The sequence below is a fragment of the Vibrio sp. 1167 genome (genome assembly GCF_033340375.1).
In the GTDB taxonomy this organism is placed as follows: Bacteria; Pseudomonadota; Gammaproteobacteria; order Enterobacterales; family Vibrionaceae; genus Vibrio; species Vibrio alginolyticus.
The window spans coordinates 414,417-428,981 of the sequence record NZ_JAWOWK010000001.1 but is presented as its reverse complement, the minus strand read 5'-3'; the positions used below and the strand labels follow the sequence as shown (position 1 = coordinate 428,981).

Annotated in this window: 14 protein-coding genes; 1 reads left to right on the top strand and 13 read right to left on the bottom strand. The window is 43.8% G+C overall.

What is annotated here, in order from left to right:
• Window positions 1–71: 71 nt before the first annotated feature.
• Complete coding sequence (locus R7Z78_RS01890; protein WP_017821261.1) at window positions 72–950, top strand: NAD(P)-dependent oxidoreductase; 879 nt, start codon at window positions 72–74, stop codon at window positions 948–950.
• A gap of 195 nt (window positions 951–1,145) precedes the next feature.
• On the opposite strand, the gene R7Z78_RS01885 is transcribed toward R7Z78_RS01890, so the two are convergent.
• The 13 genes from R7Z78_RS01885 to R7Z78_RS01825 all read right to left on the bottom strand — a co-directional run bounded on the left by R7Z78_RS01885 (window position 1,146) and on the right by R7Z78_RS01825 (window position 14,564).
• Window positions 1,146–2,585, bottom strand: a complete 1,440-nt coding sequence (locus R7Z78_RS01885) for a catalase (RefSeq protein ID WP_017821260.1) — start codon at window positions 2,583–2,585, stop codon at window positions 1,146–1,148.
• 291 nt (window positions 2,586–2,876) lie between these two features.
• The gene (locus tag R7Z78_RS01880; RefSeq protein ID WP_005375238.1) at window positions 2,877–3,494 is read right to left on the bottom strand and encodes a glutathione S-transferase family protein; all 618 of its coding nucleotides are present in this window, start codon (window positions 3,492–3,494) and stop codon (window positions 2,877–2,879) included.
• A 14-nt stretch (window positions 3,495–3,508) separates the two neighbouring features.
• Window positions 3,509–4,543 carry an NADP-dependent oxidoreductase gene (locus R7Z78_RS01875; RefSeq protein ID WP_104976453.1) on the bottom strand — a complete coding sequence of 345 codons (1,035 nt, stop codon included), beginning with the start codon at window positions 4,541–4,543 and terminating at the stop codon, window positions 3,509–3,511.
• Window positions 4,544–4,694: 151 nt separating this feature from the next.
• Entirely contained in the window at window positions 4,695–5,294 is a 600-nt protein-coding gene (locus R7Z78_RS01870) for a TetR/AcrR family transcriptional regulator (RefSeq protein ID WP_005385858.1), read from the bottom strand.
• A 50-nt stretch (window positions 5,295–5,344) separates the two neighbouring features.
• Window positions 5,345–5,665 carry a N(4)-acetylcytidine aminohydrolase gene (gene yqfB / locus R7Z78_RS01865; RefSeq protein ID WP_104976454.1) on the bottom strand — a complete coding sequence of 107 codons (321 nt, stop codon included), beginning with the start codon at window positions 5,663–5,665 and terminating at the stop codon, window positions 5,345–5,347.
• A 67-nt stretch (window positions 5,666–5,732) separates the two neighbouring features.
• Window positions 5,733–6,128, bottom strand: coding sequence for a VanZ family protein (locus R7Z78_RS01860; protein ID WP_104976455.1), 396 nt, complete (start codon window positions 6,126–6,128; stop codon window positions 5,733–5,735).
• 2 nt (window positions 6,129–6,130) lie between these two features.
• The gene (locus R7Z78_RS01855; RefSeq protein WP_021707644.1) at window positions 6,131–7,438 is read right to left on the bottom strand and encodes an oligosaccharide flippase family protein; all 1,308 of its coding nucleotides are present in this window, start codon (window positions 7,436–7,438) and stop codon (window positions 6,131–6,133) included.
• An 8-nt stretch (window positions 7,439–7,446) separates the two neighbouring features.
• Entirely contained in the window at window positions 7,447–8,478 is a 1,032-nt protein-coding gene (locus tag R7Z78_RS01850) for a glycosyltransferase family 4 protein (RefSeq protein WP_053303830.1), read from the bottom strand.
• Complete coding sequence (locus R7Z78_RS01845) at window positions 8,475–9,308, bottom strand: putative capsular polysaccharide synthesis family protein (protein WP_104976456.1); 834 nt, start codon at window positions 9,306–9,308, stop codon at window positions 8,475–8,477. Before R7Z78_RS01845 ends, R7Z78_RS01850 begins: the two co-directional genes overlap by 4 nt.
• A gap of 20 nt (window positions 9,309–9,328) precedes the next feature.
• Window positions 9,329–10,576, bottom strand: a complete 1,248-nt coding sequence (locus R7Z78_RS01840) for an O-antigen ligase family protein (protein ID WP_005375259.1) — start codon at window positions 10,574–10,576, stop codon at window positions 9,329–9,331.
• Entirely contained in the window at window positions 10,542–11,594 is a 1,053-nt protein-coding gene (locus R7Z78_RS01835; RefSeq protein WP_005375260.1) for a glycosyltransferase, read from the bottom strand. The genes R7Z78_RS01840 and R7Z78_RS01835 overlap by 35 nt, the downstream gene beginning before the upstream one ends.
• 2 nt (window positions 11,595–11,596) lie before the next feature.
• Window positions 11,597–12,406 (bottom strand): putative capsular polysaccharide synthesis family protein, encoded by an 810-nt coding sequence (locus R7Z78_RS01830; protein ID WP_064369664.1) that lies wholly within the window; start codon window positions 12,404–12,406, stop codon window positions 11,597–11,599.
• The gene (locus R7Z78_RS01825; protein WP_169644575.1) at window positions 12,384–14,564 is read right to left on the bottom strand and encodes a GumC family protein; all 2,181 of its coding nucleotides are present in this window, start codon (window positions 14,562–14,564) and stop codon (window positions 12,384–12,386) included. Before R7Z78_RS01825 ends, R7Z78_RS01830 begins: the two co-directional genes overlap by 23 nt.
• Between the last annotated feature and the right edge of the window lies 1 nt (window position 14,565).

Sequence of the window (14,565 nt, the reverse complement as noted above, 5' to 3'; positions counted from 1 at the left end):
GAGTAATGATTTCAATTCTTTAGTAGCATGTTACGAAACATTTCAGTCAGGTGAACTAAGGGAAGCGTGCAATGGAAAAACAACGAGTAGCATTTATTGGTCTGGGTGTGATGGGATACCCAATGGCTGGTTACCTAAGTAAAGCGGGCTTTGAAACCAAAGTATACAACCGCACAAAAGCGAAAGCCGACAAATGGGCTGAAGAATACCAAGGCGTAGCTTGTGAAACACCACGTGAAGCGGCGGAAGGCTGTGACATCGTTTTTACCTGTGTGGGTAATGATGATGACGTTCGTAGCGTTGTTTACGGTGAAGAGGGCATTCTGGTCGGCTTGAAAGCGGACGCAGTGCTAGTCGATCACACGACCACTTCTGCAGACCTAGCGGTTGAGCTGGCTGAAGCGTGTGTTAAGTACGGTAATCACTTTATTGATGCGCCAGTTTCTGGTGGTCAAGCGGGCGCAGAAAATGGTGTTCTAACCATCATGTGTGGTGGTGAACAAAGCATTTTTGACCGTGTGTCTCCGGCGATGGATGTGTACGCGAAGCAGATGACGCTACTGGGTGAAAACGGTCAGGGTCAACGCTGTAAGATGGTAAACCAAATCTGTATTGGAGGCGTTTTACAAGGTCTGAGTGAAGCTTTGTTGCTAGCACAAAAATCAGGCTTGGACATTGCTCAAGTTGTAGAAACACTTAAGCATGGCGCTGCAGGTTCTTGGCAGATGGAAAACCGCGCAAATACGATGGCTGAAGACAAGTTCGATTTTGGCTTCGCTATTGATTGGATGCGCAAAGACTTAGGTTTCTGTCTGCAAGAAGCTGAGCGAGTGGGTCTAGAACTTCCACTGACTAAGAAAGTGGATGAGCAATACGCAGACCTTCAACGTGATGGTTTAGGTCGCATGGATACATCAGTACTGATCAAAGCGGTAGCTAAAAATCAGTAGTTGATGAATCAGTAATAGATAAACAGTTCTTTGGTATCAAAGAGCTTAAAGAAATCTAAGTTAATCATAATGAATCACCTTGAGCATGGTTTGTGACTTGTGATTAAGGATTAGTGATTTGAAATCAGGAGGTGCTGTAGAGCACCTCCTTTTTTTCGTCTTTAAATCACACAGTGTAATGATTGCAGCGTTCGCTTACTTGTTTAAGCCTAGTGCAATTTCAAGACCTTTGCCGTACGCTTCGTCCGCTTGGTATGCGTGTTGAACGTGGCGCTGTTGGATGAACTCTGGCACACCGTCCATTGCGCGAGCTGTGTTATCGAACAGAGTTTGACGTTGCTCTTCGCTCATCAGACGGAATAGGTCACCCGCTTGGCTGAAGTAGTCTTCGTCTACACGATGATCGTAGTGATCAGCGTTGCCATTGATGCGTAGAGGTGGCTCAGAGTAATCTGGTTGCTCTGCCCATTCTTGTTTGTAGTTTGGCTCGTAACCCAGTGTTGAACCAAAGTTGCCATCAACGCGCATTGCGCCATCTCGGTGGTAGCTGTGAACAGGGCAACGAGGTGCGTTCACTGGGATTTGATGATGGTTCACACCTAGACGGTAACGCTGAGCATCGCCGTAAGCGAACAGACGACCTTGTAGCATTTTATCTGGAGAGAAGCCGATACCAGGTACAACTGCTGCTGGGTTAAACGCTGATTGCTCAACTTCTGCGTAGAAGTTTTCTGGGTTACGGTTCAGTTCGAACTCACCAACTGGGATCAGTGGGTAGTCTTTTTGAGACCATACACGTGTTAGGTCGAATGGGTTGAAGTTGACTTCATCCGCTTCTAACTCAGGCATGATCTGTACGTACATCTTCCATTTAGGGAAGTCTTGACGCTCAATCGCTTCGTAAAGGTCACGGTGATGGCTTTCGCGGTCTTTACCTACGATCGCTTCTGCTTCTTGGTCAGTTAGGTTTTTGATGCCTTGCTGAGTTTTGAAGTGGAATTTCACCCAGTAACGCTCGTTTTCTGCGTTGATGAAGCTGAATGTGTGGCTACCAAAACCATGCATATGACGGTAAGACGCTGGGATACCACGGTCACTCATTACGATAGTCACTTGGTGGAATGCTTCTGGTAGTGATGTCCAGAAATCCCAGTTGTTGGTAGAGCTACGCATGTTAGTGCGAGGGTCGCGTTTTACTGCGTGGTTTAGGTCTGGGAATTTTAGTGGGTCACGTAGGAAGAATACTGGTGTGTTGTTACCAACCAAGTCCCAGTTACCTTCTTCAGTGTAGAATTTAAGTGCGAAACCACGGATGTCGCGTTCTGCGTCTGCTGCACCGCGCTCACCAGCTACGGTAGTGAAGCGAGCAAATAGTTCTGTTTTTTTGCCGATGTCAGAGAAGATTTTAGCGCGAGTGTATTTTGTGATGTCGTGCGTTACTGTGAACGTACCGTAAGCACCAGAACCTTTTGCGTGCATACGACGCTCAGGGATCACTTCGCGGTCAAAGTGTGCCAATTTTTCAAGGAACCAAACGTCTTGTAATAGTTGAGGGCCACGAGGACCTGCAGTCATAACGTTTTGGTTATGTGCGACAGGGCAACCTGCTGCTGTAGTCAATTTCTTGTTTGTCATTTTTCTTCCCCCTCCAGGGTTCAATACCTTAGAAACTGTAGAGGAGGTTATTACGGAAAAGCTGGAGGAGAAAACTGATATTGCTTATCAATTCAATAGATGGTGACTATGGTCGAAACTATATTAGAATCAGAAATTTACTACATTAGCTTGATTGACATAACAATCGGCGTTCTCGAAAGCGATTGACTGGGGGGGAGCGCTATCCAGTTAGCGTGTCTGCGATGCTAGTAATATCGCCCCTTCAATGAAGTTTTACGTGTCATCAAAGGGGCGAAAGGGGGGAAGTAATTAAGAGTACTTCACTTCAAGTTGTTCAGCTTTTGCAAATGCTGGGTGTGTCGCGAGCTGTTTCCCATAACGTTCAATATTAGGGAAGTGATTAACTAAACCAAACTTTTGAACCAATTCGACAATGAAAGACATCATGATGTCAGCGCCAGTCAGACGCTCTTCTACTAGGTAAGTTTTGCCTTCTAAGGATTGCTCGAAGTAGCCTAGTACATTCATTGCTTCCTTGTCGGCATAGCCTGATAAAAACTGAGTTTCATTTGGCTCTTTGCTTACGAAGATTTTTAGCAGCATAGGTAAAATTGCAGAGCTTTCTGCAAAGTGCATCCATTGCAAATATTCTGTGTGTGCTTTTGTACCGCGCTCAGGAGCAAAGGCTCCGTCACTGTATTTCTCAATCAAATATTCGGTCATTGCACCTGACTCAATGATAATCTCGCCGTTATCTTCAAGAACAGGTGACTTTCCTAACGGGTGAACACTTTTTAGTTCTGGCGGTGCCATGAAGGTCACGGAATCACGGACATAGGGTACAATTTCGTAATTTACATCTAGCTCTTCAAGTAACCAAATGATGCGCTTTGAACGAGACTGATTGAGGTGGTGAAGTTTAATCATTTACATATCCCTTTTTATAATGGGTCGTTAATCTGTACTACAAGTTTGCCGAAATTCTTACCTTCCAACAGACCGATGAATGCTTCTGGCGCATTATCCAGTCCTTGTACTAGATGTTCGCGGTATTGGATCTTTCCTTCTGCCAACCATTGATTAATATCTTGCGCAAATTCACCGTAACGATGTCCGTAATCATCAAAAATGATGAAGCCTTGCACCTTGATTCGTTTGGTCAGGAGCTTACCCATTAGTAATGGAAGGTGGTCGGTACCTTCAGGCAGCTCTGTCGCGTTGTACTGAGAAATCAAACCACAAAGTGGGATACGCGCGTTTGTATTCAGAAGTGGCATTACAGCCTCGAATACTTTGCCACCTACGTTTTCGAAGTAAACATCGATACCTTTGTCACAGGCATTTCTCAGTTGTTCTGCAAAGTCTTCAGCTTTGTGATCAATACACTCATCGAAGCCAAGCACCTCTTTAGCGTAACGGCATTTTTCTTCTCCGCCTGCTATACCAACAACTCGGCAACCTTTGATTTTACCAATTTGACCAACTGTTGCGCCTACAGGCCCCGTAGCAGCTGCTACCACGATGGTTTCCCCTGGTTTTGGCTGACCAATGTCGAGTAAACCCATGTACGCGGTAAAGCCAGGCATTCCTGCAACGCCTAGCGCGTAAGAAGGATTTTGCGGTTCTTTACCAAGTTTAATGACCATCTCACCAGTTGAGATAGCGTAGTCTTGCCAGCCAACAGTGTAGGCAAGAACCCATTCACCTACTTCGTAATCTGGGTGGTTTGATGTTTCTACCTGACAAACTGTACCACCGACCATTACGTCATCAATTGCAACAGGGTCAGCGTATGATTCGGCATCACTCATGCGACCACGCATGTATGGATCTAGAGATAAATAAACCGTTCTCAATAGCATTTCACCCTCTTTCGGAGTCGGTTTCGTTACCTCTTCTAAACGAAAGTTTTCTTGTGTCGGTGCACCATGGGGACGTGACGCGAGTACGATTCTGCGATTTGTTGCGTTAGTCATATCTATCTCACTTGTTGATTAGACCGGTCGTCTAGTATTTGTTTCAAAATATCCCGCTTATGTAAAGCGGGAAGGTTTACTGTGTTAACACTGACGCTTTTTCTGACAGTGAAACGTGTGTAGGGTGTTCATTCTGCTTCCACGCCGCCCGTTATGGGCAAGTGCGCGTATTCTGCAGTAAGTGTTGAGTATAGGTCAGACTTTGCGTCAATGCTGCCTGATCTTGATAAAGTTTGTTCAGCAAGCTAGCGCCATTCCAAAGGTAGTATATCTGCCTTGCTAATAACGCACTGTCACCATTGGGGATTGAGCCATCTTGAATTCCGATGTCAATGCAATCCGCTATCGCTTGAATGGTTTTGTCTGCTCCTTGGCGTAATGCCAAGCGCATTGACTCTGAGAGATCGGAGACTTCTGCACTTAACTTAACCAATAAACATTTGTTCGCATTACACACGTCGTCTTCTACTTTGACCATTTCTTCGAAATAGCTCATTAGGCGTTGGTAGCCACTCAGTTCAGTATTGGTAAAGCGTGCGTTTAAACGCTCAAAATACTTAGTAAAGTAGTCTTGAATCATCGCTTCACCAAATTGTTCTTTGGACTTGAAGTAATGATAAAACGAGCCTTTTGGCACTGCGGCCTTTTTTAATAGCTCTGAAAGACCAACACTCGTGAACCCTCGGTTTACGATCAACTCGTATCCGACGTCGAGAATATGTTGGCGTGTGTCATTCGTCTTTGCGTTCATGAAGTGTACTATAGAATGAATTAGACCAGTCGTCTAGCCTTTGTTGTGGGTTATTTAACCAGCTCATACTCAATAACAAATAGCGTGTCGGTATTTGGGTAGATTTCTCGAATTAACTGCTTGAGTTTTGGTAGTTCGATGGCTTCTTGTTCTGCATGAAACTCATTAATGTCTTCAAAGTGAAGTGGTTCTACAGAACGTATCTTGATATCGCAGACTTTACGATCCGTTTCTAAGGTAAAAACTTCGACTTCTGTATTGGGAACGTAATGGCTTTCTGATTCATCTCGAATCGTTATCGTCTTTTTGCCTGACGTGATCAACGGAGTTAAGAATTCAAAAAAAGTAATCTTGGTTGGATGAGATGGCATGATGTACTCGTTAGTCTGGTTGTTTGGCGTAATTATATACCCAAATCCCTCAGAGATTCCTGTATTACTAGAACGATCGAGCGCGGATGAAGCGAATTAACTTGGCACTAAAGTAACCTGAGATAACGCCTATCCAGTTGGTGCTGAGATCATCAAAACTAAATGATCGATTTGGAATAAAAAGTTGGCTTATTTCTTCCATTGAAACGATAGCTAGCAGCAGTAGCAAAAGACGAATCCCAAAAAAGTCGGTTTTATTCGAGCTCACCAGAGAAGGGAACGTGAAGACCGATAAAAAGCCGATCAATAAACTGAAAGTAAAGTGAAGCGTACTCGATCCGCCTAAGTAGGTTTCCATTTGCAGGTAAGCGGTATGGTGTAGGTCAGAGCTTTTCCACAAAGAAAGTGAAGCGGTTAACATCAGGACTAAAACAAAACTCGTGCGTGCCAGTATTAAAGCCATAATTAACCTATTGGAAAGAAGCCTAAGTAACGTTTTACAAAGTACAGTGCAGCTAAATTCTGGATAGCCATGCCAATTGCCATTGCCCACGCTGCACCAATCACCCCAAACATTTGGCAAAGCGTAACAAGTAGGCAGATGGACACCGTACCGGAGGAAATTGTAATGTATTTCATGGTTCTCTCATGACCACTCATTAATAATAAAAAACCTACTGAACCAGTCGCAACATTGACTAACTGCCCCAGAGAAAGGACGACTAATAGTGGCGCCGCGGCGAGAAACTCCTCACCAAAAAACTGCATTACAAACTCGGGGAAGAGGGTGCAAATAATTACGGGTACAATCGCTAAACCAACATTGGCTCGGCACGCCAAGCGGCTCAGGTTCTGCAGTTTACGCATTTGACGCTCTTTGTAGAGAGAGGCAAACATCGGGGCGACCACAAAGTTAATGGTAATCAGCACGAAGCCAATCAGTAGTGATGTACGTTGGGCTGCGGCTAACAAACCGAGTTCCGCTGTTGAGATAAAAAAGCCCGTAATAACAAGGCTTCCCCATTGAAGAACATTCGTGAAGATACTGCCAACCCAGACTTGCTTGGCAGAAGAGACCATTTTTTTGTTTGGTACGAAAGCCGATGTTTGATATTGATCTGAGCCAAGCCAATTGGCACTAGATATGACCGCGACACCTATGCTCGCTAAAAGCAGTGCGGTCATTAGATTGTTGATATTTTGTTGACCGATATAGTCTAGGGCAAAGACAAAAATGACCATCAACATGCTTACCCCAAGCTGCAACGCAAACAGAGATGATACTACTTTTCTACATGCTTGAAGCACCCGACTGTTGGTTTGCGCAAGCACCAAGAAAGGTATGCAAAGCAAGCATAAAGTAATCGCATACATTGGTGATTGAGTCTGGTTTAGCTGTTCTGGAAACAGATTAAACCCTGCTAACAAAACGCCTATGGCGAGCAAGCAAAATGCCATACTTCGATAAAGTGCGGTTTTATAGTTTTGGCTTTGTTCAAGCTTCTCTTTGTTATTAAAAGCGATCGCATTGTAACGAACTAACGAGACATCAAAACCTAGCTGAGAAACGATAGCTAGTAGCGAGACTAGGTTGAATAAAAAGAAAAATTGACCGGCCGTCGAAGCGTCACTGGTCTTCGATACAATCAGAGTCAGTAAAAAAGCAAATAGCGCACTCAACACACGCGTGATTGCGGTTTTTAATCCAGTAGATAACAAGCTTTTTTTACCGCTGGGCATCAACAGTAATTTTTGTTGAACAGTGTGAAACATAGGGGCATTTAACCGTAAAGTTTATTGAGTGCGAGGCGCTGTTTTTCTTCACTGAAGGCATCGTTTAATTCTGCTGTATATTGGCGAAAATCAATCTCTTCATAATGATTGACACAATGCGCGATCTGCTTGGCCATTTCTTCAGGTGTGAGCGCTAAAAACGGGTAGTTGAGATCTTTGGTTGCGCCGATGGTCCGAATAACCATAGGAAGATGTAACTTGGATGCTTCTAGAATGGTTAACGGCATCCCTTCCCATGCTGCAGTATGTAGATAAAGGTCTGAACCCTTGAGCTTTTCAACTACCTCATCGCGAGGCAGCATGCCCGTTACATCCACATTTTCAGTGCGTAATTTCTGTTCGAGTACGTGGTCACCGCCACCTATCCATGTGATCTCTATCGGGCGGTTAAGCGCATACCGATTAAGGAACTGCAATGTGCTGATAAGAAACTGAGGATCTTTTTGGGGCGCGACACGACCAAGTACAACGAGCTTCAGCGCTTCTTGCTTGTTTCGCTCTATACGATCTTCACTTTGATAAGACACGTAGTTGTTGAGCAGTTCGGCACGTTTCGCACCAATGCTAATGGCTAGGTCACACTCTCGTTGGCTACAGCCTGCAACCACATCAATTTTGCTCAGTTTTACTTTCTCTAGTGCTTTATAGATCTGGCGTGCAAGCTCTGAGATATCTTCACGTTCGAAGGCATAACAGTGCGGTGTGTAAACCAAGCGTGCCTTGCCAAGCTTTAGAAATCGGCCGAGAAATCCCGCTTTACTCGAGTGCAAATGCACGACGTCGGGAGCAAGTGATGCAATCATGTGGTTTGCATCGCGAATAAATTGAAGCAAGCCGCCTTCTACCCACTTTGTCTGTACGAAAATGTGGTGGTTGTTCTCATTGGTCAAGTCGTTTTCTCGGGCTCTGGCTAGCAAGAAATGTTGATAAGGCTCGTCTCTGGATGAGTGAACATAACTATAGAGAGCAGTTTGAACGCCACCTCCAAATGCTTCTGTAACATGGAGCACTTTCTTCATGATGATTTTGTCCCTGGTGTTTGCATCCATTTGTGTCTAAAAGCATCACGCTCTTGCTCTGAATAAACGTGGCGATACAAGGGAAGATCATACATATAGAACAGTTTTGAGAAGTCGTAGTGATTCTTAAAGTGTTGGTGGATATTGGAGTACCACTTGTTTTTTGCTTCGTTGCTGTTTTTCAGCATGAAGTCTTGCAACTCAAGAAACTCACCGATTTCTTTATCAAGAGTACTGAGCTGTTCGCATTTGATTAGCATGACGTTGGCCTGATCGTTCTGGAATGTGAAGAAAGGTTGAGTGTTGTCCAGCTCTTGGCGCATCACATCGATATTGAAATTACGCTTTAACTCGTTGTCGAACCAGTCCGCAAAATAGTTGAGATTGATATAGTTATCAAAACAATGCTCGAGGTGCTGATACGTGACTTCCATATCTCGGTGAATTGCATCGTTCTTTTTGCCTTCAATAAATTGCAAATGGAGATCTTGAAAGAAGCGAGAAAAGACAGTTGCGATTGGATCGCGGACCAGAGTAACGATTTTAATCTGCTCGCGTTTTTGTAAGATACGTTTTCGCTGCTTGAGCACTAAGCGATAGAGTGCGCGGTTTCGGAAGTCGAAGAATTTACTCACGTCTTTTTTATTGTGATACATGTGAAATTCTTCGTGATCATCAAAGGTGTGGATGTGATAGCTCGGGATATTTTTCTCCCCTAGCGTGTGCTCAATTGATGAGGAGCCAACTTTGCCCATTTGGTAAACTAAAACAAAATTATCAGCTTGGAGTTCTCGGTTCTTTTCAAATTGTCGAGAGATTGAATACTTCATCTATCCTATCCTATCCTTGATTATTCATATTCGTGGTGATGGTTTACCGGAAAAGTATGAGCAATGGCCCTTGAGTCGTTGCTCATGCTGATCATGACGGGTAACAAGAGTATTAAAATTATGGTGGTGTTTACCGCAACGAAAAACACCATGATGAGGGCGTATATCGCAAGTAATAGGCTTTTTCTGTTTTCATTAAGGCTGCGGAAGCAAAAGCGAATAAAAAGAAAATAACCACCAAACAGCAGACCGATACCAAGCAATCCGTATTCAATTGCGGTATCTAACACAAAGTTGTGGGTGTAGATCGCCAGCTCATCATAGTTAAAGTAACTGATCATAAAGTTGGGTAACATTTTCGCGCCGACACCTAACACTGGGTGTTGAAGTAAAATATCTAGCCCATTGGCAAGTAAAAGTTTTCTATGAAGATTCGATACCCAGCGCGCTTCACTTTGGTTGGCAAATAAGACGTCTTCTTGGGTTATTTCCAATGTGTCTGCTAGCGTTTCAAACCCAACGTAGAGTGTGGTTGTGACGGCAGTAAACACAATGAAGCTCAAGGCTAATAAAATTGTCCACGTGTACGTTTCGCTGAGCGATTTTCTCATTAAGTTTTTTACGAGCAGTTGGTCAAAGAAGAAAAGCAGACAAAAACCAAGTAGCGCTTTTCTTTCTTGTGACAACACCAGTAATACTAAAGCTACGAGCATCAAAAGGTGGAAAGCGCGAATTTTATCTCGATAAAGGTACAGTAGTGAGCACAGTACACCGAACCCGTATTTACTTACCCCGAGTAACTTAAACCCGCTTTGATAGCCCTGAGCAAAGTGCCATAAGGCAACGAGCGTACAGATGAAAAACAACAGATACGTGAAATATACCATTACCCGTTCGTCATCAAACACGCCATAGGCGTACATTAGGCTCAGTAGGCACAAAATCGCTAACCATTGCACAGTTTCTATAACTAGCGGCATTAAAGGGACGCGATTTAGCAGACCATTTATGAACACATACCCAGTGAACAATACGAGGAACCCCATACAGGGATGCATGAGTTTTTCAGCTTTTCCTTCCAATACCACTAATGCAGTAAAACCAATAGACAAAAGGCTTGCGATGTCAGATGGGGCTAGCGCTATTCCTCCAGCACGAAACTTCATTGGAATAAAGAACAATGCTAATAGGCATGCTGCAAGCAATGAGGCGCGATGGCTCGATGGCGCGGAACTATTTGTTGGCGCAAAGCTGCTGGTAGATTCCATAGTAACCTTCACGAAATTTATCGATGGTGTAGAGAGAGGCCCTATTGACTGAGTATTGACTTGCAGCGTCGTACCGCTCAACACTTTCACATAGCTGGAGCACTTTTTGGCTCAGTTCAGTGGCGTTACCAACTTGAAATAAATATTCGGCACGTCCGGTGACGTCATCCAAACCAGGTACGTCCGACGATAGTACGGGTAAGCCTGCTGCCATTGCCTCAACCGCCGCCAAACCAAAGCCTTCGACGTGCGACGATTGCACGTAAATATCCATGTCGTTCAAAAAGGCTGGAACGTCAGAAACTACGCCATGAAAGTGAACACGTTGCGCGACGTTGATTTTTGTTGCCAATGCTTGCAGTGACGATTTTTTTTCTCCATCTCCCGCAAGGTGGAGTTCGTATCGTCTTGGTAAATGGATAAGTGCTTGGATAAGCGTTTCATGGTCTTTATGTTGGTGAAGTCGGCCCACCATTCCAATCTTGATAACTGGTTTGTCGATTAGGTGGCTGGCGAATCTTGGCGTCATAGAAAACCTTTTTAAATCAACGCCATTGTGCACCACGTGATATTTATGTTGATAGCGAGGCATGAACTTCACCAGTTCATCTTGTACTTTTTCACTAATACTGACTGTCAAGTCGTGGCCCCAATATAAGACGTATTCCATGAACTTAAACAGCGGATAGTCACGTCGACGGTTATAAGAACAGTGCTCAGTCTGGATTCGTTTTTTACCTACCGCCAATAGCGCTAGGTAAATGGAAGGGTAGAGGTGCCCGTGAACGACATCCGGCCAACGCAGCAAAGAGAATTTCTCACTCAATGGCAATGTGCGCCAGTTAAAACACTCTATGCCTTGGGCGGATAGCATTGGTAAGTAATCATTTTCATCACACAAGACCAAAATTTTGATTTCGTATTCAGGCTTATGTTCTAAAACAAGGTCGACTAAGAACTTCTGAGCACCGCCGTTCTGAGAAAGATCATTGATAATATGTAGAATCTTGGTTTTCATGATTAATTGGTCAGATATTGCTGTTTAAGGTCGGTGATTTCTGTATTTGAGAAAAAGTGCTTCGTCAATTTAGAATTCAGCATTTCTTCAACGTACTCGGGTGTAGGTTGAAATTGCGTTTTGAATTCTTTCATTAGTGGCGAGTACCATTTGTTGTCTGATTGATTTTCATAAACAACATCCACGGGGTAACCTAAAAAGTCTTCAACTGCGGAGTTAGCCTTCGTTAGCTTGTCACTTCGAATGACCAACAGTGAGAAGTTATTGTTATGGTATGTTTGATAGCCTACTTCGTGATTAAAAGACTCGTTAAACACATCAATCCCTGTTAGTTGTTTGATCTCGTTGTCAAACCACTGCAGCGCATATTGATGATTCATGTGCTTATCAAATGCTTCTTGGAGTAATTGCGGTCGTTCGGTACGTATTGCGCTGTCATCCTTTAGATATTTGTCCGCCATCCAAAAAGGAAGTGCTTGAAAGAACATTGAGACATTTCGTCCGATCGGTTCTCGCACCAGCGAGATAATTCGAACTTTTTTCTTGCGCTTTAACATATGGCTCATCGTTATACGCTTTAGTCGTCGCTTTAACGCATTGATCTGAGGCTTATGCAATTGCGCTCTAACGGGGGATATTTGTTTTTGCGCATCGACGGTCATAAGGTCGTGCAAGTGAATCGAGTTAGGAATGGAATGCTCTAATGCACTCGAACCTACTTTGCCCATTTGATAGATCAATACCGGCTGTTCTTGGCTTTTCAACGTTTGGTACCAAGATAGGTTTACGTTAGTAGGCGTATTTCTGGACATAGAGCGTCTCTCCTTCCTTGGCCTTGGCTTGTGTGATTAAGACGCCAAGAGATGGAACTGAGTGTTGTATTTGTTTAGATAACGCAAGGTTAACCAGTGATGATTTTGTTGATTCTGAGCGAATGACGGTAATCAGACCATTGGCATATTGACCAAGAATAAGTGCGTCACTCACTGACAGTAGTGGAGGTGTATCGATAATGATCCGGTCATACTTATTTTGAAAATGTTCGAGCAACTTTTTAAAGCGATCAGAAGCTAATAATTCCTGTGGGTTTGGCGGAATTAGGCCCGCCGGTAATACATCTAAGTTGGCTTCTTTTATATGTGTAACACAATCTTTGATTGGCGTATCCATCGTCAGGATATGCGTTAAGCCAGGGCTTGATTCAGCAATACCGAATCGCTTTGCGATGGAAGGTCGACGTAAATCGCAGTCGATGATCAACACCTTTTCCATTTTTGAAAACGACACCGCCATATTGATACTGGTCGATGTTTTTCCTTCTTCTGGAATAGCAGAGGTAAAGGGCAATATCTTTTGCTTCGTGTTGGTTAATCTGAGCAGAAGCGAGGTTCTGACGGAGCGGCAAGCTTCACTAAATAGCTTTTCTTCATCATCTAAATACGCGGTATAACTGACGCCGTTTTTACGCAAATTGCGTTTTTTGACCATAGGAATCACACCTAAACACGTAACACCAAGTTTTTCCTGCACATCGGCTGTGCTTCGGATAACTTCTCGCATCGTTTCTAAGATGATGACTAGAGCGCAAGCAATGGCAAAGCCAAAAAAGGTGGCAATTAGTACCAGTTTGATTCGTTGTGGTGCCACCGGGAATAGAGGAATGATGGCTTTATCAGTAAAGCGAGCAGTGACATTCTTGTAGTCGCTGGTGGCGTTGGTCTCTTTCTCACGATTTAAGAACGCTTCATAGAGTGCCTTATTGGATTCAACCTCGCGTTTTAACTGTTCGTAACGCGCTTTTTGTGACCCTAACGATTGGAAGTCTGACTTTTTGTTATCGAGTTCTGCGCGAAGCATGTCCTCTTGCGCTTTTGCAGCAAGAAGGTCTTGTTGCTTACTGAAGGAAATGTCACGGATGAGTTGCTGGGTTCTAGATTGAATTTCAGCAAGCTGCGCTTTCGCCTGAATCATTCGATCATGCTTAGGTCCGTAGCGCTGTGCCAGTTCAGAGAGATTTTTGGCTGCCTGTGCTTCCGACAATTTTAGATCGCGGATTTGCGCTTGATTAGCGAATTCATCAATTGACAACAAGCTGTCTAAACTTTGCGAAGATTTACGTTGTAACAGTTGGATTAACGTCTGCGCTTCAATACGCTTATTAACAGCGATATTCAGCTTGCGAGTGAGTTCTTCTAGCTCATTTGCGTAAATTTCATCAATACCGTTTATATCGATCAACCCTTCTTTTAACAAGAATTCTTGCAGCGCTTGCTCCGAGTTACGTAATCGCTCCTCCAATTTTTGAGAGTTATTTGTCAACCAAGTAGCCGCATTTTGTGTAACGACCAATTTGGCTTCAAAATTTGCGTCAATGTAGGCTTGGCCGACCGCGTTGGCGATTGTCGTCGCAAGCTTAGGATCGGTAGAACGAAAGCGAATTCTGACTAATTGGGTGTTACGTACTGGCTCAATATCGAGTTTACTTCTGAAAGCTTGAAGTGCCTGATAATAGGACTCTGAAAACTGGGCGGTTTCTTTTGGGCTTGGTGCCACATTCAGTAGGTCTTGAACAAAAGGAATCGACTTTATTTGGTCGATTTTTTTATTTAACCCCCCTGAGCTTGTGAATTCAGGTAATGGGGTGAGGTTCAGCTCTCTAATGACCTTATCTGCAATATGATTCGATTTTAAAATGGCGATTTGCGTTTGAAAGTACTCTTTTTTTGTCGTGTCGACGCCATATACTTCCTCGATTGAAAGGGCGCTTTTTTGCTCCTCTTGGATGAGTAGCGTAGCTGTAGCTTGGTATATCGATGCTTTGGAGTAGATATACCAAGTACAAGTTAATGAGAACAGAAGCGTGAATGCTGCGATGCTTAGCCAATTCTTTTTAATCGCTTTGAAGTGATGGCCAAAACGAATCAGTTCTACTTTGTTCATCTGGAGATTATTTGGATGAGTCCCGTTCATT

Bases quoted from the DNA above. Each gene is read 5' to 3' on its own strand.
- yqfB (WP_104976454.1), bottom strand. From the start codon at position 5,665: ATGCCATCTCATCCAACCAAGATTACTTTTTTTGAATTCTTAACTCCG.
- R7Z78_RS01855 (WP_021707644.1), bottom strand. From the start codon at position 7,438: ATGTTTCACACTGTTCAACAAAAATTACTGTTGATGCCCAGCGGTAAA.
- R7Z78_RS01845 (WP_104976456.1), bottom strand. From the start codon at position 9,308: ATGAAGTATTCAATCTCTCGACAATTTGAAAAGAACCGAGAACTCCAA.
- R7Z78_RS01850 (WP_053303830.1), bottom strand. From the start codon at position 8,478: ATGAAGAAAGTGCTCCATGTTACAGAAGCATTTGGAGGTGGCGTTCAA.
- R7Z78_RS01885 (WP_017821260.1), bottom strand. From the start codon at position 2,585: ATGACAAACAAGAAATTGACTACAGCAGCAGGTTGCCCTGTCGCACAT.
- R7Z78_RS01825 (WP_169644575.1), bottom strand. From the start codon at position 14,564: ATGAACGGGACTCATCCAAATAATCTCCAGATGAACAAAGTAGAACTG.
- R7Z78_RS01840 (WP_005375259.1), bottom strand. From the start codon at position 10,576: ATGGAATCTACCAGCAGCTTTGCGCCAACAAATAGTTCCGCGCCATCG.
- R7Z78_RS01890 (WP_017821261.1), top strand. From the start codon at position 72: ATGGAAAAACAACGAGTAGCATTTATTGGTCTGGGTGTGATGGGATAC.
- R7Z78_RS01830 (WP_064369664.1), bottom strand. From the start codon at position 12,406: ATGTCCAGAAATACGCCTACTAACGTAAACCTATCTTGGTACCAAACG.
- R7Z78_RS01835 (WP_005375260.1), bottom strand. From the start codon at position 11,594: ATGAAAACCAAGATTCTACATATTATCAATGATCTTTCTCAGAACGGC.
- R7Z78_RS01880 (WP_005375238.1), bottom strand. From the start codon at position 3,494: ATGATTAAACTTCACCACCTCAATCAGTCTCGTTCAAAGCGCATCATT.
- R7Z78_RS01860 (WP_104976455.1), bottom strand. From the start codon at position 6,128: ATGGCTTTAATACTGGCACGCACGAGTTTTGTTTTAGTCCTGATGTTA.
- R7Z78_RS01870 (WP_005385858.1), bottom strand. From the start codon at position 5,294: ATGAACGCAAAGACGAATGACACACGCCAACATATTCTCGACGTCGGA.
- R7Z78_RS01875 (WP_104976453.1), bottom strand. From the start codon at position 4,543: ATGACTAACGCAACAAATCGCAGAATCGTACTCGCGTCACGTCCCCAT.